The organism is Haloarcula taiwanensis (assembly GCA_002844335.1).
Classification (GTDB): domain Archaea; phylum Halobacteriota; class Halobacteria; order Halobacteriales; family Haloarculaceae; genus Haloarcula; species Haloarcula taiwanensis.
The window spans coordinates 1,063,972-1,086,679 of record CP019154.1; the positions used below are offsets into that span (position 1 = coordinate 1,063,972).

Here is a 22,708-nt window from a genome sequence, read left to right on the forward strand (position 1 = left end):
TGCGGTTTGTCCCTTTGACTCGAAGGTCAGACCCGGCTGCTTAATTTAGAACTAAACTCGAATAGCCGATAAGTTTCCATTCTGAACCCCGAACCGGTTCAGGCCCCTTCTTTGAGCGATTCGTACTGGTCGACGAACCGCTCGGCACAGGAGCCACAGCAGAAGTAGTACCGCTCCCCGCCGAGCGTTCGCTGTTCCCCCTCCTCGTCGACGGAGTTGCCACACTCCGCGCAGTCGGGCGCGAACTCCGCCGCACCCAGCCCGGCGGTCCATTCGGTGTCCGCAATCATCCGGACCTCGTAGCGATCCACGTCCCCGAGGTCGACGTGTTGGGAGAGGAGGTCGCTCGCGTCGGCCTGAGAGACGTTCGCCACCAGTACGACTCGGCCACCAGCGGTCCGATAGACCCGCTCGACGGCGTCTGCGTCGCTGACCGCTGTAGCGATGTCGGCGGCCCGACCCGGCTTCGCAGTGACTTCGATCAGAACCGGCACGCCGGCCTGTAGCAGTGAGCGGTCGATATCGACGGTAAATCCCTGTATCAGTCCCATTTCGACGAGCCTGTCGACCCGATCGGAGACGGCAGGGGCCGAGAGGTCAACTCGTTCAGCGATGTCGCTGTATGGTCGCCTCGCGTCTTCGAGTAGCAGTCGGAGAATTTCGTGGTCCGTGTCGTCGAGTCCGGGCATACCGGACCAACTTCCAGCGCCGGTTTATGTGTTGTGTCCACCCGCGTCTGTGCCACAGAGCTGCCTTCAGGTACGAGCTGGCTTGCGAATTAGACTAGTCTAATACTATAGTTAGATGGAAACTGTTATATTCTTCTCCGACAGCAAGCCACACATGGAAACTAACCAACCCTGCGACGAGCGGCCGTATGGAGTCACCCGCAGGCAGGCACTCAGTGCCGGAGCCGGAGCCCTTGCGACCGGCTTTGCCGGCTGCCTGACCGGCGGCGGGAGAGAGGCGGCATCGACTAGCAGCGGCGGGACGGACGGTTCGGACGGACCGGTTGCGGTCGCGTCGTTCTTCAGCTTCTACGACTTCGCCCGCAAGGTCGCACGCGGGACGCCGATAACGGTCAAGAACCTCATCCCGACTGGGTTGCACGGCCACGGCTGGGAACCGGACGCCGGGATCACGCGAGATATCATCGACGCGGACGCGTTCATCCACGTCGGCCCGGACTTCCAGCCATGGGCCGACCGCGCGATTCAGACGCTCAAAGACGACAACGTCGATACCGACCTCATCAATGTCCGCGAGGGTATCGAACTCGAATCGCTCGCGGCGAGCCTTGACCGCGACGAAGAGGGCGTCGGGCAAAACAGAGCCAGCGACCCTCATTTCTGGCTTGACCCACAGCGCGCGAAACAGTCGGTCGACAACATCACCGAGGGGCTGGTCGCGCTCGCCCCGGACGCTGAAGACACGCTCCGGGACAACGCCGAGACGTACAACGCTGAGGTCCTCGACCGCATCGACGCGGACTACGCCGATATTTTCGACCGGGCCGACAGAAACGTGGTCCAGCTCGCGGCGCACAACGCATTCCAGTACATCGGAACGCGCTATGGCGTCGAGATGCGCCCGCTTGTGGTTAACCTCGCTGCCAGCGGTGACGTGAAACCCTCTGACATCACTGAGGCGAAAGCGGTCATCGAGGACAACGATATCCGGTACATCGGAGCCGGCGTCTTCGAGACGCGCAAACCAGCGAAGCAGCTACTCGCCGAAACACCGGTCGAAGCCTACTACCCGGTGACGCCATATGCTGGCGTCCGTGAGGAGTGGGTCGAAAACGGCTGGGGATACGAGGAAATCGCTTACCAGATAAATATGCCGACGTTCGAGGTCGTTCTGGGCAACACGGCTCCTGAAGACGCGGGCCCCGACGGCTGGAGCGAGAAGTGGCGGAATTTCGAATAAAGATGGCCATGCGCTCACACCACCGAGACGATACCGACGAAGCGACGACCGACTCGAACGAAAGCAGGTCATCAGTCGTCGAACTCACAGACGTGTCGTTCGGGTACACGTCCACGCCTGTCGTCGAAGACATCACTGTCAGCATCGACGCCGGAGAGTACGTCGCCGTTGTCGGCCCCAACGGGTCCGGCAAGTCGACGCTCATGCAGTTGCTGCTCGGCCTGCTGGAGCCAGATAGCGGGACTGCAAAGCTGTTCGGCGTCGACGCGACGGCGTTCGACGACGGAGCCAAGGTCGGCTACGTCGCACAGCGTGCCGGGGCGAGCCGGGAGATGCCCATCACAGTCCGCGAAGTGGTGAAGATGGGCCGGTTCCCACACGTCGGGTTCGGACGTCTTTCCGCAGCCGATTGGCGTATCGTCGACAGGGCCATCGACACGGTCGGGATGTCTGCCTTTGCCGACCGGCGAATCACCCAGCTTTCCGGCGGGCAGCGCCAGCGTGCGTTCATCGCTCGGGCGCTCGCGGGTGAGGCTGACCTGCTCGTGCTGGACGAACCGACCGTCGGCGTGGACACCGAATCAGTCGACGCCTTCTACGGACTGCTCGAATCGCTCCACGCCGAGGGCATCACCGTCCTGCTTATCGAACACGACCTGCAGGCCGTCATCGAACACGCGGAGCGCGTCATCTGTCTGAACCGGGAGATCTACTTCGACGGGCCATCGGCGGAATTCACCGACAGTGCGGCGCTGGCCAGAGCGTTCGGGACGGGTGCACAGTCGTTGACCGGAGGCAACCGATGACGTTCGCGTTTGCGGCCGGCGGCGTCTACGAGGCGTTCGTCCCGATCCTCGACGTGTGGTACTGGCTTCTGGCACTGCTCTACCACCTGACCGGACTGGAGCTTATCAACCCCGAATACACGTTCATGTACCGGGCGATACTGGTCGGGCTGTGCGTCGGTGTTATCGCACCACTCATCGGAACTTTTCTTGTCCACCGCCAGCTCGCCCTCATCGGGGATGCACTCGCCCACACGGCTTTCGCCGGCGTTGCCGTCGGGCTGTTTCTCAACGCCGTCCTCGAACTGAGCGTGTCGCCGTATCTCACCGCTGTCGTCGTGGCCGTCATCGCGGCGCTGCTCATCGAACTAATCTCCGAGGCGACCGACGCCTACAACGACGTATCGATGGCGATTGTCCTCTCAACGGGGTTCGCACTTGGGACGGTTCTCATCAGCCTCAACGCTGGTGGGCTGGCCGTGGGTATCAATCAGTACCTCTTTGGTAACCTCTCGACGGTGTCTGCCGAGAACGCGGTCATCATGCTCGGGCTGTTCAGCGTCATCGTCGCAACGGTCGGGATCACCAGAAACCAATTGCTGTACGTCACGTTTGACGAAACCGCCGCCGCCGTCTCCGGACTGCCGGTCGCCTGGTACAACCGGATTATGGTGATGCTGACGGCGCTCGTCGTGGTCGGCGCGATGCAGATTATGGGCGTCATCCTCGTCGCGGCCATGCTGGTCGTCCCGGTTGCCGGCGCGACGCAGGTGTCCCGGAGCTTCTCGGAATCACTGCTGGTCTCGATTGTGCTGGCCGAACTCGCCGTCCTGCTCGGCATCGGTATCTCGTACTACGTCGGTGCAACAGCCGGCGGCGTCATCGTACTCGTCGCAGTCGGGATCTACGTCCTCTCGGTTCTCGTCGGGAAGGTCCGACAGAGGGGCGCGCCGGACGAAGCGCGGGAACTTGACAGCATCAGTCAGGACTGAACGCCGGTCTCGACTGGGGGCGGTGGGTGCAACTGAGAGCCACGGCTGGCGGCGACACGCTGGCCGACGGGCGAGTCACCGGAACGCATCACAGTCGCTGCTCGCGCTCTGCCAGTGGACGACGTCGTCCCCGGTGTACTCGACAATGATGTCGTAACACGCGTCGTCGTCGAACGTCGTCTCCGCCGACACATCGGTCCCGGCGATGGCCGTCGCTATCGTTATTTTGCCCTGTCTGTCCGGCAGCGCATCGTCCAGTTCCACTGCACCGTCTGCCCCAGCCCTCACAGTGTGTGTCTCCTCGTACACCGTCTCGCGGTCGACCGTGACCGTGAATTCGAACTCATGTGTCGCTGAACCGGTGTTGGTTAGCCGTACGCCGGCAAGTCGAGCGCTCGCAGGACTGAGTGCTACACACCCCGAGAGGGCAGCGAGTGTTGCTGCTGTGAGGATACTCCGTCTGGAGGGCATCACCCGGGGCTGGTCAACCGTTTAGCAAAAGTCTTCTGTCGGCTCAAGACAGCCGAACTGCTCGTCTCAGACACCCGCCTGCGCCGCGATGGTCGAGACCATCGTTTCCCACAGCGAGAACCCCATCGTCACGCTCAGGGCGAAGTCCGCGGCGAAAAACAGGAACAGCCCTGCGCCGAGGAAGTGCGCTTTCCGCAGGTCGAAACGGTGGGTGAACCGGTGGAAAAACAGCGCGTTGACGAGGCTCACTGGAATGATGGCGAGCATCTCCCCGGTCCAGATAGCGCTGGCGTGGGCGCTGTACTGAGCGGCAAGCGTGATGGTGATGAGTTGGGTCTTGTCCCCGAACTCGCCGAAGGCCATCATCGCGAAGATGGGCAGGAAGCCGCCGAGCTTGTTCGGCACTTGCCAGTCGACGACGGGAACGCGAACGTCTAGCTGTCCGCCGTCAGTGGTGAACCCGGACGCGGGTTCCTGCTGCTCTGTGTCGGCTGCCGGGGCACTGCGGACCAGCAGTATCGCGAACAGCAGGAACATCCCGGCGGTGAGGCTTTCGAGAACGATACCGGGTAGTACCGCCGTGATTGCGGAGCCGAACCAGATCTCCAGTGCCGTCCAGCCGGCGAAGGCGGTGCCCGCGGCGCTGACGACGAGGAACGGATTGAACCGCGTCGACAGGCCGGCGATGATGAACTGTACTTTCTCGCCGGGGAGGACCGCAAGCTGTGCACCGGCTGCTATCGCGACCACTGTCAGCCACGTCGCGTCGCTCACGCCTGACTCACTCCGTCCTCGCCCTGCGTATCCGGTGCGCGGACCTGAATCGCATCGGCGATGTGGTCCGGGAGCGACACTGACGACCCGCTCTCTAGCTGGACCGTCACCATCCCGATGGGCGCGACCTCCTCGACAGTCAACACGGTCCCCGGCGTGACGCCGGCGTCGGAGAGATACGTGAGTTCGTCGGGGTCGCGGTCCCGGACACGTGCGACTTCGAGTCGCCCACCTTCGCTGTGCTCTGACAGCGCCGTCGCGGACTCGTCGTCAAGGGGGTCGAGCGAATCGCTGGGAATCGGGTCCCCGTGGGGGTCAAACTCCGGTTCGTCGAGGACCGCCGCAACTCGGCGCTCGAACTCCTCGCTGATGTGGTGTTCGAGTACCTCCGCTTCCTCGTGGACCTCGGCCCAGTCGTACCCCAACTGCTCGGTGAGAAACGTCTCGAGCAGGCGGTGATGGCGGATGATCTCGAGGGCGACTGTCTCGCCTTCCGGGGTTGTCTGTACGCCCTTGTACTTCTCGCGTTCGATCAGCCCGCGGTCGGCCAGTTTTTCCACCATACTGGTGACGGTCGGTGCGGTCACGTCCAGCATCTCGGCGATAGTAGACGGAGCAATCGGCGGGTCGCCGTCCCGCTCGAGGCGATAGATGGCTTTCAGATAATCCTCCATCTTGGCACTCAGCATACACCGGATTAGACGAATCTAACGCAAAAAATTGACGGTTCCAACAACTTCGTGCGCCCGGCCGCCTGCTGTCACTCGTCGGCGGCGTATGTTTCCCGTCGGTTCCGGGTCAGGAGCCACAGAAACAGATAGCCGATGGCACCCAGAACGAACAGCGTTGCGGGGATGAGAAACGGTCCGAACGTCCGAACGAGCGTCTCGATCCCCGACAAACCGACCATACCCTAGGTAGGGACGTTGCCCTGATAAACCTCAAGGGTACGCGGAGACGGCGACCGGTGCCCTCTGCGGAACCCTGTGAGTTGTGGCGCAAAAGCGGTACCGCAGTCGGATTCAGTGTGGTCTGTTTAGATGAGGTCCTGATCTTCCAGCGAGGCCATGACGTCGTCGACGAAATCGTCGACACTCTCGTACGGGAACTCCCCGTTGAGCTTCGTGTTCAGTTCCATCGCTGTCATCGAGAAGTCACCGGACTCGAACTTCGTCGACGGGCCGCCCGGAAGTGCCGGAACGAGGTCCATCGGACTGGAAATCGGGTAGTCAGCTTCCTCGAACGCATCAACGAACTGTGATCTGAGGTCTTCTTTGTCAACCATGGTCGGACGTTGTGCGAGTGTTATGATAAAAGGTTCGACATCGGTACACTTTCCCATTGTTTTTAGTTTATTCGAACCTTGCGCCGTTCTGACAATCGTGGTGCTGTATCACTGTGTGAACAACTCGCCGCTGCGGTCGACGAGACGGCCCGGGCCACTCACCGGGTTCGACCCTCGTCGTTCGTATCGCGGCGGGCAAGCCGTTCGGCAGTCTCCCGGTCCGTCTCGACCCGCTGGTCGTGTTCGCTTCTGACCAGCGCGTACAGGGCCAGCGGTGCAACCAGTGCGAGTAACACGACCACGACGAACAGTCCGCTTACGGCGGCCATCGTCACCCGAGGAAGATGTCTGCCAGGTCACTGCCCGCGGACCCGGTGTCACGGTATAGTTCAGAGTAGCCGCAGTTCGTACACGTGACGACCTGGAACTGGTTCGTCTGGATGTCGAACATCTTCGAGAGACCGCCGCCGGTGGTTGAGATGCTACCCACGTCAGTGCCAGTGTGGCCGCACTTCGGACAGCCGCGGTCGTCGTTTCGGGAGGTGTCGGAGGGCATTACACACGACTGTTCTCTCCCCAGCATAACAAATCTGGTGGCACTGTGACACGCACTCGGTCCCTTCTTGGCGGTGGCAGTTCGTTACTGGAATCTGTTATATTTTGTAATTGTGGAAAACGAGGCGGGCGAACGTAATGGTGCACTATGCCAGTTCCCACCCGCCTCAACGAACGGAAACGGTCCGGTTATTTGTTTGTTATGAATTCGTCTACTCGTGTGTTGTCTCAGTCGTCGGCGAGGATGGGTTCGCCGTGGGACACGTCGTCCCCGAGCAGGGCGATGAACTGCGCGAGCCACTCGGGGTGGTCGGGCCAGGCCTGCCCGGTGACGAGGTTGCCGTCGGTGACCACTTCGTCGACCCACGAACAGCCGGCGGCCTCACACTCTGCGCGACAGGCCGGGTACGATGTCATCTCGTAGCCGTCCAGTACGTCGGCGGCGGCGAGAATCTGTGGACCGTGACACAGCGCCGCGACTGGTTTGTCTTCCTCGAAGAAGTGCCGTACAGCGTCAAGCACCTCGTCATACGTCCGGAGATACTCGGGGGCACGCCCGCCGGGGACGACGAGCGCGTCGTAGTCGCTGGGATTCACGTCGGCCATCGTCGCGTTGAGGACGAAATCGTGGCCGCGGGACTCCATGTAAGTCTGGTCGCCGCGGAAGTCGTGTATCGCTGTTTTGATCGTCTCTTCGGCCGCTTTGTCGGGACACACTGCGTCGACCTCGTGGCCGACCATCTGTAGCGCCTGGAACGGCACCATTATCTCGTAGTCTTCGCCGAAATCACCGACGATCATGAGGATGTCTTTGCCCATTGGAAACACCACTGAAAGCTACTGCCGCAGTCAAAATAAAGCCGCAGGTGAATTACCAGAACGGTGTCATGCGTCGAGCGCCACCAGCACGTCCTCAATCTCCGCCAGCGAGTCGATGACATAGTCAGGTGTCACAGCACTCCGTTCCAGCGACCGCTCGTTGGACACGCCGGTCCGGACAAGAACGGTCGTCATTCCGTTCCGTTCGCCCATTGCGATGTCCGTCTCCAGCCGGTCGCCAACGACCAGACAGTCCGCTGGCCCACAGTCCAACCGTTCCAGGGCCGCCTGGACGGCAATCTCCGAAGGCTTCCCGAGTATCCGGTCCGGGTCCCGTTCGATGACGCCAGCGACGGCGTTGATTATCGCTCCGGAGCCCGGAACCGGGTCGCCGTCTTCGCCAGGGAACGTTCGGTCCGGGTCGGTTCCGAGGAAGACGGTGTCGTCGTCGACGGCCCGGAGCGCGTCGACCATGTCGTGGTAGTGGAAGCCGTCCGTCCAAGAGGCCAGTAACACGTCTGTCTCGGCTGGGTCTTCGGACAGCCGTGCCTCTGTCCCCGTGACCATGCTGCGGAGCGGCTCACTCCCGATGACGAACACGTCGTCACCCGCATGAGATCCGTTGAGGTACTCGCGGGTGACGACGCCGGAGGAACAGGCCTCGCCCTCGCGGGCGTCGACACCCAATCCCTGCAACCGCTCGACATACTCGCTCCCGTCGTGGATGGGGTTGTTCGAGAAGAAGCAGATTCCCAGACCACGCTGCCTGAACGTATCGATTGCCGACGCCGCGCCCGGCAACAGCGTGTTTCCGTGGTACACCGTTCCATCGAGGTCGATGATAACCCCCGCAACTGTCATTACCACTGCTCGGGTCCCAGCAGTGAAAAGTCCGTCTCAGTTGTGCAGTTCGACGCCTGCCACTTCAAAACGCGCCCCGCCGCTGTCACTCTCGGTCAGAGATACTTCCCAGCCGTGGGCTTCAGCGACTTGTTCGACGATAGCCAGGCCGAATCCGGTTCCGTCCTCCGTCGAGGAGTAGCCCATCTCGAACACGTCCTCAGCGTCGCCCTCGACACCTTCGCCGTTGTCTGCGATGTAGAAGCCGTCGTCGGACCCCAGTAGTCCGACTTCGATTTCCACGTCGCCGTCGTTGTGTTCGATGGCGTTCCGGAACAGATTCGCCAGCATGTCCTGGACACGCCCGCTATCGGCGTTGAGCTCCGTGCTCGACTCGACCGACATGGAGGCCTGCTCAGCCTCGATCCATGTCCACGCGGTCGACGCCAGCGTCGACAGCTCTGTCTCCTGTGGGTCACTGACCGTCTGGCCTTGCCGCGCCAGCGTGAGCACGTCCTCGATAATACAGCCCATCCGGTCCAGTGACCGGTCGATCTTGGCGACCAGTTCGGCTTCCTCGCTATCGGCGGGCTCCTCAAGCAGATCGACCGCGCCCTGAGCGACGTTCAGCGGGTTCCGCAGGTCGTGGCTGACGACGCTGGCGAACTCTTCGAGTCGCTCGTTCTGGCGTTCCAGTTCGCGCTGGCGTTCGACGCGTTCCGTGATATCGCGTGACACCAGCTGGAAGGTATCCGCCTTGCGGTGGCTGTCGACGGGGATGTACTGGTTGTGGTAGTGTCGTCCCCCAACGGCGTCCTCGGAGCGTGTCGCAGTCCCGTTTTTGACTGCGCTTTTCCCGGCTTCCAGACGCTGATTGGCCGCCTCACTGTCCATCACGTCACTTAGTTGTTGTCCGACGAGCGTGGCGGGGTCGCCACCCAGTCTGCGTGCCATCGAGGGGTTCGCTGAGAGGATGGTCCCGTCAGTCGTCAGGTGGACGATACCGTCCGGCGAGTCCGACACAAGCGATTCGAACTTCTTGCGGGTCCGCTCTTGGGAAACAACGTTCTCGATTCGGTTCGCTAGCCGACCGTACTGCTTGTCTTCGACGACTTCCAGTTTCAGCAGGTAGTCGGCGACGCCCGCCGCGATAGCCGCGCTCGCCGTCTCTTCGTCCCCGCGGCCGGTCAGCAAAATGAACGGGATAGACGGGTTCGTTTCTCTGATTGCCTCGAGCAGTTCCAGCCCGTCCATTTCGGGCATTTCGTAGTCACTGACGACGCAGTCAAACCCGCCCCCGTCAAGTCGTTCCAGCGCTTCCATGGCGCTGTTTGCAGCAACGGACTCGATGCCGTGTTGTTGCGTGAGCGTATCAGCGGTCATCTCCGCGAAAAAATCGCTATCGTCAACAACAAGCGTTCGTATATTAGTTTCAGCTGTCATATGGGCGGCAGGGTCCTTGTTCCCCCAACGGTCTGTCCGTACTTATATTTCAAGGGAGCCAGGTTGCCCGCTGGTCACGGCTCTGGCGGTACCGGTGGGGCCACCGAAACCCGAAGCGCAGGGCTGTGGTGGACCAGCGGGTCCGAGTTAGGAGCCGATATATCAACTATCGAGAGCACAGATCCGGTCACAGTAGCGTCAACGCGGTCGAGTCGCCACGGGTCGTGACCGACGCTGCCGACGAGGTGCGTCCCGAAGCGCCCGGTCGTGAAATATCGCTGCCGGTCGACGAGGAAGGCGGCCAGCGAGTCCGGTGGAAGCGCCACTGGCTCACCGCCGGAGGTGTACCGACACTCGAACAGTCGTCGCTCCCCGGCGTCAAGGACCCGGCGACGGTCAGCCGTTGAGAGCGTCCGTGGGACGGCATCACCAACCGTAATGCGAAATAGTTCCGAAACCGCCGTCGCTGTCCGCCTGTCGTCACCGAACAGCCCGAGCACACAGACCCCGCGCTGGCCGGTCGGCCCGCGGACGTAGGTTCGAACCGTGAGCAACTCAGACGGCCCAGCAACCTCGATACCAAACGTCTCGACGCGGTCGACGGTCGCTACAACGGCCGACACCCAGGCGTCACCGTCGGCCGTCTCGACGGTGAGCCAGTCGGGGACCGCCGATCGTACCGCGGCCTCGGAGACCGGCCAGTGACAGAAGCAGACGTCATCAAGCGTGACCTGCAGCGGACGGAGGGCGACCACATACTCACTGGGGCCGACACGCTAATCAGTGTACTGGGCACCCCCGTCGAGCCGGTGAAGCCGACCCGCAGTCACTGGAATCTCGGCGCAGTAGTGGACGAGCGGGTCGCCATCGGGGTTCTCAAAGCCCGACGCGGCGAACAGGCCGTTCGTCCGAATATCTGCGTGTCCTCTCTGCAGTGGCCACGGCTCGTGGTCGATGTCGGCGTAATACACCGTCCCGTCGTCACTCGCGGCATAAAAGCGGTACCGCTCTACTAGGAACGACTCCACCGAGCCCGGTTCGGGCGGCGACGGCGGTTCGGTCGGCTCGTATGTGGCGTGGAAATCCGCCGGTGGCGCGCGCGAACTGGTCCGGCGACTCCGGAACTCGACGCTGTCGCCGTCAGTCCGGACCTGCATCGACGCCTGGTAGTAGGACAGCTGGAACAGCTGCCGTGCCAGCGTGACGCTGAGGCGGTCGTCAGCGTCGAGGTTGTAGAAGTACACCCCCGGCGTCCCGTCGGCGACTACGTAGGTCCGGAGATTTAGCTCGCCGAAGGACCGCCCAATCGGACTGCCTCGCGGTCTGATGTCCGCCATCTGGAACGGGACCACGCTGAGCCACGCCTGCCCGTCGTACGTGTCGACATCGAGCTGATCCGGCAGTGTCGTCTGGATACTGTCGGGCTCGATCGGCCAGTGTATGAACCCCACGTCTCGCCACGTCATCGTCAACAGGTCCATACCTGTTTGTAGGGACCAGAGGGGTTTTTGCCTGCTGTGGGGTTCGGTGACAGGCACCAATAAAACCGCTCGCTCGCGCTGGCGCTAAAACTTTGTCAGTGCCGCTCCCAGCGTCGCGTATGGAGTTCGAGGTGATCCAGGGCGACATCGCTACACAGTCGGCGGACGCACTGGTCAACGCGGCGAACACGAGCCTCCGGATGGGCTCCGGCGTCGCCGGGGCGCTCAAGCGCGCTGCCGGGTCGGGCCTGAACGATGAAGCCGTCGCGAAAGGCCCGGTCGACCTCGGCGGTGTCGCCACGACCGACGCCTACGACCTCGACGCCGAGTACGTCATCCACGCCGCCGCGATGCCGCCGGGCGGTCAGTCAACCGCCGCAAGCATCCGCAACGCAACCCGAAACGCACTGGCAGAAGCTGACGCGCTGGACTGCGAATCAGTCGTCCTCCCGGCCATCGGCTGTGGCATCGCCGGGTTCGAGTTTGAGGCGGGTATCAGGGTTATCTGTACTGTTATCGACGAGTACCAGCCCGACTCTCTGACAGACGTGCGACTCATCGCTTACTCCGACGACGACTTCGCGGCAATGCAACGGGTCGCGGCCGACGTTCGCAGCTGACTGCCCGCTACAGCAGGTGTATCCGGCCGGCACGCCACTCCCAGGCGAGTTCCAGTGCGATCCAGCAGACGAGCCATATCGCAGCGAAACTAAACACCAGCCACGTCGAGCCGAGATACGTCGTGGTCCCGGTGACGGACTGGAGCCACGGATACGCTTGCACACCGACGATGAGCGTCGCGGCAAGTCCCAGTATCCCGGTCACGTAGTGCTCAATTGCGTTCCGTACCGGACACACGCAGGCGTCACCGCCCGTCGGCTCCTCGAACGCCTCGTTGCTCGGCCCCCGAGCATTGGTCATTGTTACCTTTCCTCAGTGTCAAGCTTCACCATACAGCGCAATAACCGTTTCGGCGGCTTACTCGTGGCCCGACACCCGAACTGGCTCGTATGGCTCTTCCAGCCACTCTACGTCGCTCGCCGTGAGGTCGATCTCCAGCGCCGAAACCGCTTCTTCGAGGTGTTCGAGGCTACTCGTCCCGATAATGGGTGCGTCGACCCACTCCTTGTCGAGCACCCAGGCCAGCGCGATCTGTGCCATCGAGGCGTCGTACTCGTCGGCCAGTTCCTGCACGCGCTCGTTGATTTCGCGGCCGTTGCCCTCGAAGTAGGGGTGTTCACGAGCGTAGTCGTCTGTCTCGCCCCGGACCGTCTCCTCGACCTGCTCGTGCGGGCGGGTAAGATAACCCCGGGCGAGCGGACTCCACGGGATAACGCCGACGGCCTCCTTCTCACACAGCGGGAGCATCTCGCGCTCCTCCTCGCGGTACAGCAGATTGTAGTGGTTCTGCATCGTCTCGAACCGCTCCAGTCCTTCGCGCTCGCTCGTCCGGAGCGCATCCGCGAACTGGTGGGTCCACATCGACGACGCGCCGACGTGCCGTGCCTGTCCCCGTCGGACCGCGTCGTCCAGCGCCCGGAGCGTCTGTTCGATAGGTGTGTCGTAATCCCAGCGGTGGGTCTGGTAGAGGTCGACAGTGTCCATCCCGAGCCGGGACAGCGAGTTCGCCAGTTCTTGCTCGATGGCCTTCCGCGAGAGCCCCCCGGAGTTTGGGTTGTCCTCGTCCATCTGGAAGTATCCTTTCGTCGCCACGACCTGTCCGTCGCGGTCGTAGTCGTCGAGGACGGTTCCGAGAACACGCTCGGACTCGCCCATCGAATACATATTGGCCGTATCGAAGAAGTTGATGCCGAGGTCGATGGCCCGCTCGATGACCTCGCGGCTTTCCGCTTCGTCGAGCACCCAGTCGCGCCACTCCGAGGTTCCGAAGCTCATACAGCCCAGACAGAGCCGGCTGACTTCCATGCCAGTCGACCCGAGTGTCGTGTACTCCATGCTCAGGTTCGCGTCCGCGCTGGCGAAAAAGGTTCGCCGCTGGTTACAGTGATTCCGCCGCGACCCGCCCGATGTATAGTCTGGCTACGACGTAGCCAGCGACCGCCAGCAGGACCGCCCCACCGACGTGGCCGTAGGTCAGTAGGGTCGGGCTATCCACTGCAAGCTTCGCCACCGTCGTCGCCGGGTGTTCCGGGAGGACGACGGCCCCACCGAAGAGGACGAGGGTGAGCACGGAGAACAGCAACTGCGCCGGGCGACGGTTCTGGAGCGTGACGCCCAGCACGACGCCGAGCGTCACGACGACGACGGTGACGGCGGTGATAAACAGCAGAATCGCGGCCGGGTTCGAGACGGCGATACCGTTCGTCGACAGCAGGGCGAGCCACAGGAGCGCCTGTGCAGGGGCAAGCAACACCATTCCGAGGGCTTTCCCGTCGATGATGTCGAGCAGCGACACCGGGGCCACGCGGAGTAGTTCCATCGTCCCGCGTTCGAGTTCCTCGGTGACGGTGTCGACGGCCACCGAGCCGCTGATGAACGGCGGCAGGAACAGGAGCAGTGGAATCAGGATGGTGTAGGTGAACCCGAAGTACTGGCTCGCACTGACGGTCTCAGGCAGTGGTACGGGGGGCGAGTCGAGATACGGCGTCCGCTCCAGTCGCTCCTGACGCTCCAGCGCGCTGAGGACCCGGCGCACTTCGACGACGATGAGCGTCGACCGAATGCTCCCCTCCGGCACGATAGCAGTGACCGCTATCTGCTCTCCTGGCCCGCGCGCTGACGGCACGTAGTCGCCGCGCAGTATCGCGTCAACCTGGCGCTGGTCGAACGCCCGCTGTGCCGCGCTCTCGTTCTCGAAGGCGGTAACGCTGGTTCCGTCCTGTTCGGCGGCCGCGGCCACCAGTTCCTCCCGGGCGTCGCCGGTGACGGCCATCTCCACCTCGCCGGCTGCGACCGAGCTGGGGTCGTACAGCGACGTGAGGCCGACGACGAGGAACGAGGAGAACCCCGCGACGAACAGCTGAATGAGCAACGCCAGCACGATGGTCTTCTCGCGGGACAGCGACCGAATGTCACGCCGCGCGATGACGATTCGCGGGTCGCGCCAGACCGGACGGTCTTCAGACAAGGGTACTCACCACCGCGAAGTTGTAGGCGAAGTGGACGACGATGGCCACAGTCAGGGCAGTCACGTAGGCGCGCCGCCCGCGGCTCGCGCCAACCGACGAGATGGCTGCCGTCACTGTGTGCAGTGCCAGCGGGAGCAGGAACAACAGGCCCGCGACCCACAGCGGCAGGCCGGCCGGCAGGGTCGCGCCCTGCAGGGCGGCTTCGCCGATGGGGAGGCTCTCTAAGTCTGACAGCCGTGCGATAAGCAGCCCTTTCTCCCCGATGAAAAAGCCGAGTCCGGAGAGCGCACCGACGCCGAGCGCCGACCGGAGCGTCCGCTCGTAGCGGGCGTGCTCGTAGCCGGCGTAGACGTGCAGGCTCTTGGCCACCTCCTCGATAACGACGATGACGCCGAGCACGAGCACGATGCCCAGCGACTGGTTCGTCCCGAAGACGTTCAGCGACACCGAATCGAGGACAAACAGGAACGCGATGGCTGCCAGCTCGGCGACGATGACCAGCGGCAACAGAACGATGCTCATCTTCAGCGCGCTCCGGCGACCAGTGATACCGCCGGCCAGCGCGTCGAGCACCTTCAGCGGAATCGGCCGCTGGGTGAACATGTCCTCTTCTCGATAGAGACCGGCCCCCAGACCGAACAGCACCAGTCCGGTCAGCAGCGGCGGTGCCGTCGAGAAGACGAACGACGAGAGCCCGATCGGCTGGCCGGTGAGGTCCATCACGACGAGCGTCAGCGGCGAAATGAGCGCAATCGGCGTCACGTCGGTGAAGATGGCCGGCACGAACGCGTAGGAGGTCAGCGTCACCGTGATTGTCACCGTCACGAAGGTGAGTTCCTTGAACGAGCGGGCGAACATCGCCCCGCAGAACGTCGCCGAGAGGAAGAGGACGACGAGCGGGACCACCGCCAGCACCGCGACGTAACTCCCCGCCGGCGCGATGTTCCCGAACCGGAGCGCCGCGGTGATGAGCGCCGCCACGCCGACAGCGCCCGCAAGGTACGGGAGCGTCTTCCCACCGATGATGTCGCCCCGCGAGGCTGGCGTCACCAGCAGGAGTTCACCGCGGCGGTTCAACCGTTCCGAGAGCATCGACGAGCCGTAGGCCTGGATGACGAAGTTCATCGGCACGATGTAGAGGAAGGCGAGCACGAGCGACTCGAAAGGGAACGGTGGCGAGATATCAGAGGGGGTGCCGCCCTGGACATCGCCGGTCAACCGCGCGCCGATAGCGCCGAGGTTCGCGCCGCTGCCACCGGCGGTTCCGCCGTTACCGACGCCACTTGCCGTTGCGCCGCCAGTGCCGCTCGTACCTGAACTGTCACCACTGTCGCCGGTGCTCGTCTTATCGCTGTCCGAAGACTCGGAGCCCGACTCGCCACCGTTGCCGCCGCTTCGGGGGTCAAACTGACTACTCCCCGACTGCTGCTCGTAGATGAGCGTCACAGAAACGGGAAACGCGGCGGTCTGGTTGTCATCCCGGGCGAGTGTTCGGTCGTTGTACTGCGCCGTACTGTCGCGTAGTTCGGCCAGTGCCGCCCGCTCTTTGGCTGTCTGTGGAACGCTCTGGAGCTGTGTCCCCCGATACAGGAGTTCCTGCTGGCGTCGCTCGATGGCTGCAGGATCCGGCTCACGGACGCCGAAGGTCGAGTCATTAGCTGCCACGTCGTAGTACGGGCTGCTCTCGTCGACGCCGATCCGGTAGATGCCGTCGTCCATGCCCGCGCCGGTACCACCGCTGACGGCTATCGCGGCGACCGCGCCCATCGCAACGAGGGACAGCGCCATCACGACGATGGTCCGCTTGTCGACACCGCCGGCGTTTTTTGTCACCTCCCACTTCGCGACGCGCAGGAGCTTGTCGGGTTGCATCTACTCCGCGTCCTCCCCGACGTATCGCGTGCCGCGGGTCCCGGCCTCGGCGACGTTGAGGAACACCTCCTCAAGGCTGGACTCCTCCGTTCGTATGTCGACTACGTCTCCGCCGTTTTCTTCTGCCTGTTCGCGTGTCGCTTCGACGGCGTCCATGCTCTCGACCACCCGCTTGTACGATCCGTTTTCCTGCACCGCGTCGGGCACGTCGACGGTCGTATAGACGTGATACCGCGTGTGACCGTACTCGGCCTGAAGTTCGTCGAGGTCGCCGCGAGCGACGATTTCGCCTTCGTTCATGATGACGACCCGGTCGCAGATAGACTCGACGTGAAAGAGATTGTGTGCAGAGAAGACGATGGTTTTGCCCTCTTTCGCCAACTGCTCAGTGAACTCGATGACGTAGTTCGTCGTCAGCGGGTCTAGCCCCGATGCCGGCTCGTCGTAGATGAGCACGTCAGGGTCGTTGATGAGCGACCGGGCGATGGCAACCTTCCGTTTCATCCCCTTGGACATGTCGCCGAGCTTCCGGTCGCGGTGTTCGAGTTCGAGTTCGTCCAGTGTGTCGTGCATCCGTTCCTCGGCCACGTCCGGATTTACGTCGTACAGATCGGCGAAGAACTTCAGATAAGAGACCGGCGTCATCTCCTCGTACAGCGGCGACTCCTCGGGCAGAAAGCCCAGTTGTTGGCGCATCTCCGCGGTCTCGGTGTCGAGGCCCGCTATCTCGGCCGAGCCGCTCGTCGGCTCCAGCAGGCCCGCGAGCATCTTCAGCGTCGTCGTCTTGCCGGCCCCGTTCGGCCCGATGATACCGAACACCTCGCCGCGGTCGACCGAAAACGAACTGCCCTGTACAGCGACGAAACCGCCGTACTCCTTTCGAATATCTCGGGCGTCAATCATCTGGCGATTGGTTGTGAGTGAACTAACCTATACCTTGGCTCCGGCCTATTGCTTCTGATAATGGCACTCGAACTCGGCGCGAGTAGCGTCTCACTCGAACGAACACCGGACGGCCGACGCCTGCTCGTCCGACACGATGTCGATGCGTCGGTCGACACTGTGTGGGATGTTCTGACCGACACCGACTGCTGGGCAGACTGGGGGCCGTCTGTCACAGCCGTTGAGACAGCGGACCGGTACATCACCGCGGGGACGACCGGTCGCGTTCGCGTCGCCGACGCGGTGTGGCTCCCGTTCGAGGTGACGGCTTGTGCGCCGTATCGCTGGACGTGGACCGTCGCACGGCTCCCCGCGACCGGACACTTCGCCGAGGAACGGACCACCGGCTCCGTCGTTGGGTTCGAGATTCCGCCGTTGGCGACTGGCTACGCCCCGGTGTGTGCCCGAGCGTGCCAACGGATCGCCGCTCTGGGAAAGCAACGCGAGGCGTAGGTAGCGCCGGGCCGACCCGTCAGGGCTGCACTGGCGTCTTCGAGCGCGTGTGAGTGTCTTCCTCGGGGTCGCCCGTCCTCGTGATGTCCGTAATCTCGAAGCGCGTCCCACCCTCGTCGCTTTCGGTCACGTCGATTTCCCAGCCGTGGGCTTCGACGATGCGCTGGACGATTGCCAGCCCCAGCCCGCCTTCACCGTCGGTGGCAGTATAGCCGTCGTCAAGCACCGCATCACGCTTTTCCGGCGGAATTCCGGAACCGTCGTCGGCGACATAAAACCCCCCAGACAGCTCGCCGACACGAATCGTCAGGTCAGCACTGCCACGTTCGAGGGCGTCGTCGGAGTTCACACTGCCCGTGGAGCCATGTTCCACGGCGTTCCGAAACAGGTTCTCGAACAGGTGACGGAGCCGATCCGGGTCGGCGTCGATGACGGCTGTTACTTCGTTTGCTAGTGTCGCATCCGCCGTCGGCACTGCCTCCCAGCAGCTCTCGACCAGTTCTTCGAGGTCAACGGGCTCAGTCTCGCTGATGACGTGTCCGCTTCGGGCCAGCGTCAGCGTCCGGTCGATGAGCGTTTCCATCCGGTCCAGCGCTGTCGCAGCCGTTTCCAGGTGTTCCGAGTCGCGGTCCATTCGTTCGAGTTCGAGCTGACCGGACGCGACGCTGAGCGGGTTTCGGAGGTCGTGTGCAACAACGGCCGCGAACTCGTCGAGGCGTTCGTTGCGCTGCTCGACGGCCCGCCGCTGGAACCGCTGTCGTTCGGCCTCGACGGCTCGCGAAATCGCTCGCGCTTCAAAGATGCCCGCGACCAGACCACCGGAGCCGCCGACACCAATCGCAAACAGCGCCCATCCGATAGTCCACCGGAGCGACCCGGCGGGCCAGGTCCACATCATAACCAGGTTCAGTAATAGGAAGCCACTGAGCCCGCCGGTGAACCAGATTCCGACCCGCTGGTACCGTGACGAAGTCAATGCTGAGTTTCCTAGCCAGAACCCACCGACGATAATCACCGCGGCAAACGGCACGACTGCCAGCATACTGACGACGAAATCGGCCGTGAGGACAGCCGGAATTCCAGAATCAGAAAAATAAAAGTAATTGCCGATAGTCCCGAGCAGAAGAGTCCATCCAACCCCCTGAATAAGGGCTGGCAGGCGATCTGGGTCTGTCACTTCTGTATCAGTTTGTTAGGTGGGCATTTACTGCTACTGGCCAACGGAACAGGTGTGTGTCGAGTTCTCCGCGCTGCCGTCCACCGGATTGCTAACCTGGCCTGTCCTTCCCGATGCTACTGTTTGGTTACGCGTGCGTCAGATACCTTGTGGATGTCGTCGTCGATCCCGGTGCCGTCACAGTCGTCATTCGGACATCGATAGTGCCAGCCGTCCTCCGTCGCCGCTCGCTCGGTAAACCGGTCACCACATTCGTCACAGTAGAGCTGCCCGTCCGAACACGTGTCGCGGTGGAGTTCGAGTTCGAGTTCTGTGCCGAAGGTCCGCTTGCAGTTCCGACAAATATGAGGCATATTCGAAGATACAGATTCATCCCTTATAGCGATACCGGAACGTTCACGCCCGCTTCTTTCCGTTGACGGAGGGTTCGGGTCGTCCGCCGTCCGTCGATTTTCGATATCTCATACACCTCATATCTTGGACAGTAATGGTTCCCAACGCTGACTACCAACGTACACATCTCGGCAACAGCCAGTTCGAGAGCAGACACGCAAGCTACCGTTCCAAGCGGTCCACGGTTATCGTCTGTCACGACGCCGCTAGACTGTTGTCACGTCAATCCGCGTGCCGCCGGATTCGCTGTCCCCGACCGACACCGTCCATCCGTGTGCCCGCGCCGCGGTGTCGACGAGGAACAGTCCGTATCCTTCCCCTTCCCGCGTCGTCCCGAAGCCCTGTTCGAACACTTTGTCGCGGTCTGATTCGGGAATCCCCGGGCCATCATCGGCCACGTAGAATCCCGACTCGGTGTCACCGACGCTGACAGTCACCGGTCCCTCGGTGTGAGCGACGGCGTTGTCAAATAGCTCGCGAAGGAGCAACTGAAGTCGGTCGTTTTCGGCGTCGATAGCCGCGTCTGTCGTCACTTCGAGCGTCGCGTCCTCGTAGCTCGCTGCGGCCCAGACTTCGGTAGCGACGTCAGAAAGCGAGAGCGAGTCGGGTTCCGAAACGGGGCGTCCGATGCTTCCGATACGAGACAGGTCGGTAAGGAGCGACTCGACCCGGGTGACGGACCGAAGCAATGCGTCTTCATGCGGCTCACCGATATCAAGTAGCTCTAACCGGCCCATGACGACGTTCAGCGGGTTCTTCGCGTCGTGGGAGACGCCGCTGGAAATACCGTTCCACTGGCTGGCACCGACCCACCAGTCAGTCGGCCACCGGGTCGCGTACGCTTCGAGCTTCGCGGCCAGCAGGGATGCCGGCGTTGCTGCGGTCACGTAATCACTGACGCCGGCCCGGAGCGCCTCGGTGACCCGGTCCGGTTCGGGGTCGGTTCCGACGAGTACTATCGGAATATCGGTACCCGCTGCCCGTAGCCCCTCGAATACCGCAACCCCGTCACAGTCGCCGTCGTCACTGATGACGACACCCCTGATATTCCCGTCAGCCGGTTCTGTACGTCGCTCGTGTCTGGGACCGCCTCGGCTGTTGCCCCGTCCGTGGTCAGCGCTTCGGAAAGTGCCTCAGCTAGATCAGTCACTTCGCGCCCGGCGACGAGATAGACGGTCCCACGAGCAGGCGTCATCCCGTGATATTACGAAAACGGGTGATAAGAAACCGACGGTGCCCTACAGCAGGTCCTCGACGTGATCGGCGACTTCCTCTGGCGTGTCACCGACCGGGACGCCGTTGTTCTCCAGCGCGTTGATTTTCGACTCGGCGGTCCCGGTGCCGGAGCCGGAGACGATAGCGCCCGCGTGGCCCATCCGCTTTCCGGGCGGCGCGGTGCGGCCGGCGATGAAGCCGGCGACCGGCGTGTCCATGTGCTCGCCGATGTAGCGGGCGGCCTCCTCCTCGTCCTCGCCGCCGATTTCGCCGCACATGACGACGGCGTGGGTGTCGGGGTCGGCCTCGAACTGCTCTAGGGCCCCGATGAAGTCCGTCCCGATGATGGGGTCGCCGCCGATGCCGATGGCCGTCGACTGGCCGATGCCGCGGTTGGTGAGGTTGTCGACGACCTGGTAGGTCAGCGTCCCCGAGCGGGAGACGAGACCGACGTTCCCGGACGAGAAGATGTTGCCGGGCAGGATGCCGAGCTTGGCGACGCCGGGCGTGATGACGCCGGGGCAGTTCGGCCCGACGAGGTGCGTGTCGGTCTCCTGGAGTTTGCGGTAGACCCGCGCCATGTCCTGGGTCGGGATGCCCTCGGTGATGGCGACGACGAGGTCGATGCCCCGGGCGTCCAGGGCCTCGAAACAGGCGTCGCCAGCGAAGGCCGGCGGCACGAACACGACGGCGGCGTTGGCGTCCTCCTCGCGGGCGGCCTGCTGGACCGTGTCGTAGACCGGCACGCCGGCGACCTCCTGCCCGCCGCGGCCGGGGACGGCCCCGGCGACGACGTTGGTGCCGTACTCCAGCATCTGTTCGGTGTGGAACTTCCCTTCACCGCCGGTGATTCCCTGTACAACGACGCGCGTGTCTTCGTCGACTAGCACACTCATGCTTCCACCTCCTTCGCGTACTCGACTGCACGCTGGACGGCGTCCTCCAGCGTATGTTCGACCGTGACGAGGTCTTCGTTCAGAATCTCCATTCCCTCTTCGGCGTTGGTGCCTGCGAGTCGGACGGTGACCGGCTTCGGAATCTCGTCGAACTGCTCCAGGGCCTGATTGATACCGTTGGCGACCTCGTCGCCGCGGGTGATGCCCCCAAAGATGTTGAACACGACCGAGTCGACGTTGTCGTCGGAGAACACCATGTCGAGGGCGTTCGCGATGCGGTCGGCCTTCGCGCCACCGCCCACGTCGAGGAAGTTGGCCGGTTCGCCGCCGTAGTAATCGACGAGGTCCAGCGTCGTCATCACGAGGCCCGCACCGTTACCGATGATGCCGACGTTGCCGTCGAGTCGGACGTAATCGAAGCCGTACTCGTCGGCCTTCTGTTCGAGTTCGTCGCCCTCCGCCGCTTCCTCGCCCATCTCCGCGATCTCGGGCTGGCGGAACAGGGCGTCACCGTCGATGTTCATGACGGCGTCGGCCGCGATAACCTCGTCGTCGCCGGTAATCATCAGCGGGTTGATTTCCGTGTCAGCGCCGTCACGGTCGTCCCAGAGCTGGTACAGCGTCGTGAGGACGCTCGCAACGTCGTTTGCGACCTCGCGGTCGACGCCGGCCTCGTAGACGACCTTCCGGGCCTGGAACGGGTGCATTCCGAAGGCCGGGTCGATGTGTTCACGAGCGATGGCGTCAGGGTCCTCCTCGGCGACCTCCTCGATGTTGACGCCGCCCTTCGTCGAGACCATGGCGACGGGGCGACCCTCGCCACGGTCCATCGTCACGCCGACGTACAGTTCGTTGACGAAGTCGACGGCCTCCTCGACGAGCACCTTCGAGACGTGGTAGCCCTTGAGGTCCATCCCGATGATGTCCTCGGCGGCCTCGCGGGCCTCCTCCCTGGACTCGACGAGCTTGATGCCGCCGGCCTTGCCGCGGCCGCCCACGTGGACCTGTGCCTTGATGGCGACCGGATATCCGATTTCCTCGGCCGCGTCGACGGCCTCATCTACTGTCTCGGCCAGCTGCGAGGCGGGCGTCGGGATGCCCGCGTCGGCGAAGACTTGCTTCGCCTGGTATTCGTGCAAGCGCATGTCATGCAGAAAGGCGAGCGGTGGCGATTTAAATCCGTCCGTTTCTCTTCTTGCGACCAAGCGGAGAGCGTCCCAGTTCATGTGGAAACCGTAAACGAGCCCGAAGGACGCTGTGCGTGGTACGGGACGGCAACTCAGGACGTGCGGGCACG

25 protein-coding genes and 1 pseudogene are annotated in these 22,708 nt (G+C 63.1%); 5 read left to right on the forward strand and 21 right to left on the reverse strand.

Going from position 1 to position 22,708, the window contains the following annotated elements; translation table 11 throughout:
• Nucleotides 1-98: 98 nt before the first annotated feature.
• Nucleotides 99-689 (reverse strand): ArsR family transcriptional regulator, encoded by a 591-nt coding sequence (locus tag BVU17_05560; GenBank protein ID AUG47017.1) that lies wholly within the window; start codon nucleotides 687-689, stop codon nucleotides 99-101.
• A 154-nt stretch (nucleotides 690-843) separates the two neighbouring features.
• On the opposite strand from BVU17_05560, the gene BVU17_05565 reads away from it, so the two are divergent.
• The 3 genes from BVU17_05565 to BVU17_05575 are packed head-to-tail and all read left to right on the forward strand — an operon-like array spanning nucleotide 844 to nucleotide 3,706.
• Nucleotides 844-1,929, forward strand: coding sequence for an adhesin (locus tag BVU17_05565; GenBank protein ID AUG47018.1), 1,086 nt, complete (start codon nucleotides 844-846; stop codon nucleotides 1,927-1,929).
• A 2-nt stretch (nucleotides 1,930-1,931) separates the two neighbouring features.
• Nucleotides 1,932-2,735, forward strand: a complete 804-nt coding sequence (locus BVU17_05570; protein ID AUG47019.1) for an ABC transporter ATP-binding protein — start codon at nucleotides 1,932-1,934, stop codon at nucleotides 2,733-2,735.
• Nucleotides 2,732-3,706: an ABC transporter permease gene (locus BVU17_05575; GenBank protein ID AUG47020.1), complete on the forward strand. Its 975-nt coding sequence runs from the start codon at nucleotides 2,732-2,734 to the stop codon at nucleotides 3,704-3,706. The genes BVU17_05570 and BVU17_05575 overlap by 4 nt, the downstream gene beginning before the upstream one ends.
• A gap of 75 nt (nucleotides 3,707-3,781) precedes the next feature.
• On the opposite strand, the gene BVU17_05580 is transcribed toward BVU17_05575, so the two are convergent.
• From BVU17_05580 to BVU17_05625, 10 genes are all read right to left on the reverse strand, one after another.
• Nucleotides 3,782-4,177 (reverse strand): hypothetical protein, encoded by a 396-nt coding sequence (locus BVU17_05580; protein AUG47021.1) that lies wholly within the window; start codon nucleotides 4,175-4,177, stop codon nucleotides 3,782-3,784.
• Between the two features lie 66 nt (nucleotides 4,178-4,243).
• A complete protein-coding gene (locus tag BVU17_05585) occupies nucleotides 4,244-4,951 on the reverse strand; it encodes a UPF0016 family membrane protein (protein ID AUG47022.1) in 708 nt (235 codons plus the stop codon).
• Entirely contained in the window at nucleotides 4,948-5,640 is a 693-nt protein-coding gene (locus tag BVU17_05590) for a DtxR family transcriptional regulator (protein AUG47023.1), read from the reverse strand. The genes BVU17_05585 and BVU17_05590 overlap by 4 nt, the downstream gene beginning before the upstream one ends.
• Before the next feature lie 347 nt (nucleotides 5,641-5,987).
• Nucleotides 5,988-6,236: a hypothetical protein gene (locus BVU17_05595; protein AUG47024.1), complete on the reverse strand. Its 249-nt coding sequence runs from the start codon at nucleotides 6,234-6,236 to the stop codon at nucleotides 5,988-5,990.
• A 331-nt stretch (nucleotides 6,237-6,567) separates the two neighbouring features.
• Nucleotides 6,568-6,792, reverse strand: coding sequence for a nucleic acid-binding protein (locus BVU17_05600; protein ID AUG47025.1), 225 nt, complete (start codon nucleotides 6,790-6,792; stop codon nucleotides 6,568-6,570).
• 227 nt (nucleotides 6,793-7,019) lie between these two features.
• On the reverse strand, nucleotides 7,020-7,610 hold the full coding sequence (locus tag BVU17_05605) for a protease (GenBank protein ID AUG47026.1): 591 nt from the start codon (nucleotides 7,608-7,610) through the stop codon (nucleotides 7,020-7,022).
• Nucleotides 7,611-7,676: 66 nt separating this feature from the next.
• A complete protein-coding gene (locus tag BVU17_05610; GenBank protein AUG47027.1) occupies nucleotides 7,677-8,471 on the reverse strand; it encodes an HAD family hydrolase in 795 nt (264 codons plus the stop codon).
• 36 nt (nucleotides 8,472-8,507) lie between these two features.
• Nucleotides 8,508-9,893, reverse strand: coding sequence for a hybrid sensor histidine kinase/response regulator (locus tag BVU17_05615; GenBank protein AUG47028.1), 1,386 nt, complete (start codon nucleotides 9,891-9,893; stop codon nucleotides 8,508-8,510).
• Between the two features lie 74 nt (nucleotides 9,894-9,967).
• A complete protein-coding gene (locus BVU17_05620; protein AUG47029.1) occupies nucleotides 9,968-10,648 on the reverse strand; it encodes a hypothetical protein in 681 nt (226 codons plus the stop codon).
• 21 nt (nucleotides 10,649-10,669) lie between these two features.
• Entirely contained in the window at nucleotides 10,670-11,374 is a 705-nt protein-coding gene (locus tag BVU17_05625; GenBank protein ID AUG47030.1) for a hypothetical protein, read from the reverse strand.
• A 119-nt stretch (nucleotides 11,375-11,493) separates the two neighbouring features.
• Here BVU17_05625 and BVU17_05630 point away from each other — a divergent pair, with 119 nt between their 5' ends.
• Nucleotides 11,494-11,994: an Appr-1-p processing protein gene (locus BVU17_05630; protein ID AUG47031.1), complete on the forward strand. Its 501-nt coding sequence runs from the start codon at nucleotides 11,494-11,496 to the stop codon at nucleotides 11,992-11,994.
• A 7-nt stretch (nucleotides 11,995-12,001) separates the two neighbouring features.
• Here BVU17_05630 and BVU17_05635 read toward each other — a convergent pair whose 3' ends face one another.
• Genes BVU17_05635 through BVU17_05655 form a run of 5 tightly spaced genes read right to left on the reverse strand, consistent with a single transcriptional unit; the run spans nucleotide 12,002 to nucleotide 17,238 of the window.
• Complete coding sequence (locus BVU17_05635) at nucleotides 12,002-12,295, reverse strand: hypothetical protein (protein AUG47032.1); 294 nt, start codon at nucleotides 12,293-12,295, stop codon at nucleotides 12,002-12,004.
• A gap of 57 nt (nucleotides 12,296-12,352) precedes the next feature.
• Entirely contained in the window at nucleotides 12,353-13,330 is a 978-nt protein-coding gene (locus tag BVU17_05640) for an aldo/keto reductase (protein ID AUG47033.1), read from the reverse strand.
• A 43-nt stretch (nucleotides 13,331-13,373) separates the two neighbouring features.
• Nucleotides 13,374-14,462: an ABC transporter permease gene (locus tag BVU17_05645; protein ID AUG47034.1), complete on the reverse strand. Its 1,089-nt coding sequence runs from the start codon at nucleotides 14,460-14,462 to the stop codon at nucleotides 13,374-13,376.
• Complete coding sequence (locus BVU17_05650; protein ID AUG47035.1) at nucleotides 14,455-16,335, reverse strand: protease PrsW; 1,881 nt, start codon at nucleotides 16,333-16,335, stop codon at nucleotides 14,455-14,457. The genes BVU17_05645 and BVU17_05650 overlap by 8 nt, the downstream gene beginning before the upstream one ends.
• The gene (locus BVU17_05655; GenBank protein ID AUG47036.1) at nucleotides 16,336-17,238 is read right to left on the reverse strand and encodes an ABC transporter ATP-binding protein; all 903 of its coding nucleotides are present in this window, start codon (nucleotides 17,236-17,238) and stop codon (nucleotides 16,336-16,338) included.
• A 60-nt stretch (nucleotides 17,239-17,298) separates the two neighbouring features.
• Here BVU17_05655 and BVU17_05660 point away from each other — a divergent pair, with 60 nt between their 5' ends.
• The gene (locus BVU17_05660) at nucleotides 17,299-17,730 is read left to right on the forward strand and encodes a polyketide cyclase (GenBank protein ID AUG47037.1); all 432 of its coding nucleotides are present in this window, start codon (nucleotides 17,299-17,301) and stop codon (nucleotides 17,728-17,730) included.
• 19 nt (nucleotides 17,731-17,749) lie between these two features.
• On the opposite strand, the gene BVU17_05665 is transcribed toward BVU17_05660, so the two are convergent.
• The 5 genes and pseudogenes from BVU17_05665 to BVU17_05685 all read right to left on the reverse strand — a co-directional run bounded on the left by BVU17_05665 (nucleotide 17,750) and on the right by BVU17_05685 (nucleotide 22,556).
• Complete coding sequence (locus tag BVU17_05665) at nucleotides 17,750-18,772, reverse strand: two-component sensor histidine kinase (GenBank protein ID AUG47038.1); 1,023 nt, start codon at nucleotides 18,770-18,772, stop codon at nucleotides 17,750-17,752.
• Between the two features lie 251 nt (nucleotides 18,773-19,023).
• Entirely contained in the window at nucleotides 19,024-19,260 is a 237-nt protein-coding gene (locus tag BVU17_05670) for a transcriptional regulator (GenBank protein AUG47039.1), read from the reverse strand.
• 246 nt (nucleotides 19,261-19,506) lie between these two features.
• Nucleotides 19,507-20,495, reverse strand: a pseudogene (locus BVU17_05675) (hybrid sensor histidine kinase/response regulator).
• 43 nt (nucleotides 20,496-20,538) lie between these two features.
• On the reverse strand, nucleotides 20,539-21,411 hold the full coding sequence (locus BVU17_05680) for a succinate--CoA ligase subunit alpha (protein AUG47040.1): 873 nt from the start codon (nucleotides 21,409-21,411) through the stop codon (nucleotides 20,539-20,541).
• Complete coding sequence (locus BVU17_05685; protein AUG47041.1) at nucleotides 21,408-22,556, reverse strand: succinate--CoA ligase subunit beta; 1,149 nt, start codon at nucleotides 22,554-22,556, stop codon at nucleotides 21,408-21,410. The genes BVU17_05680 and BVU17_05685 overlap by 4 nt, the downstream gene beginning before the upstream one ends.
• Nucleotides 22,557-22,708: the final 152 nt, after the last annotated feature.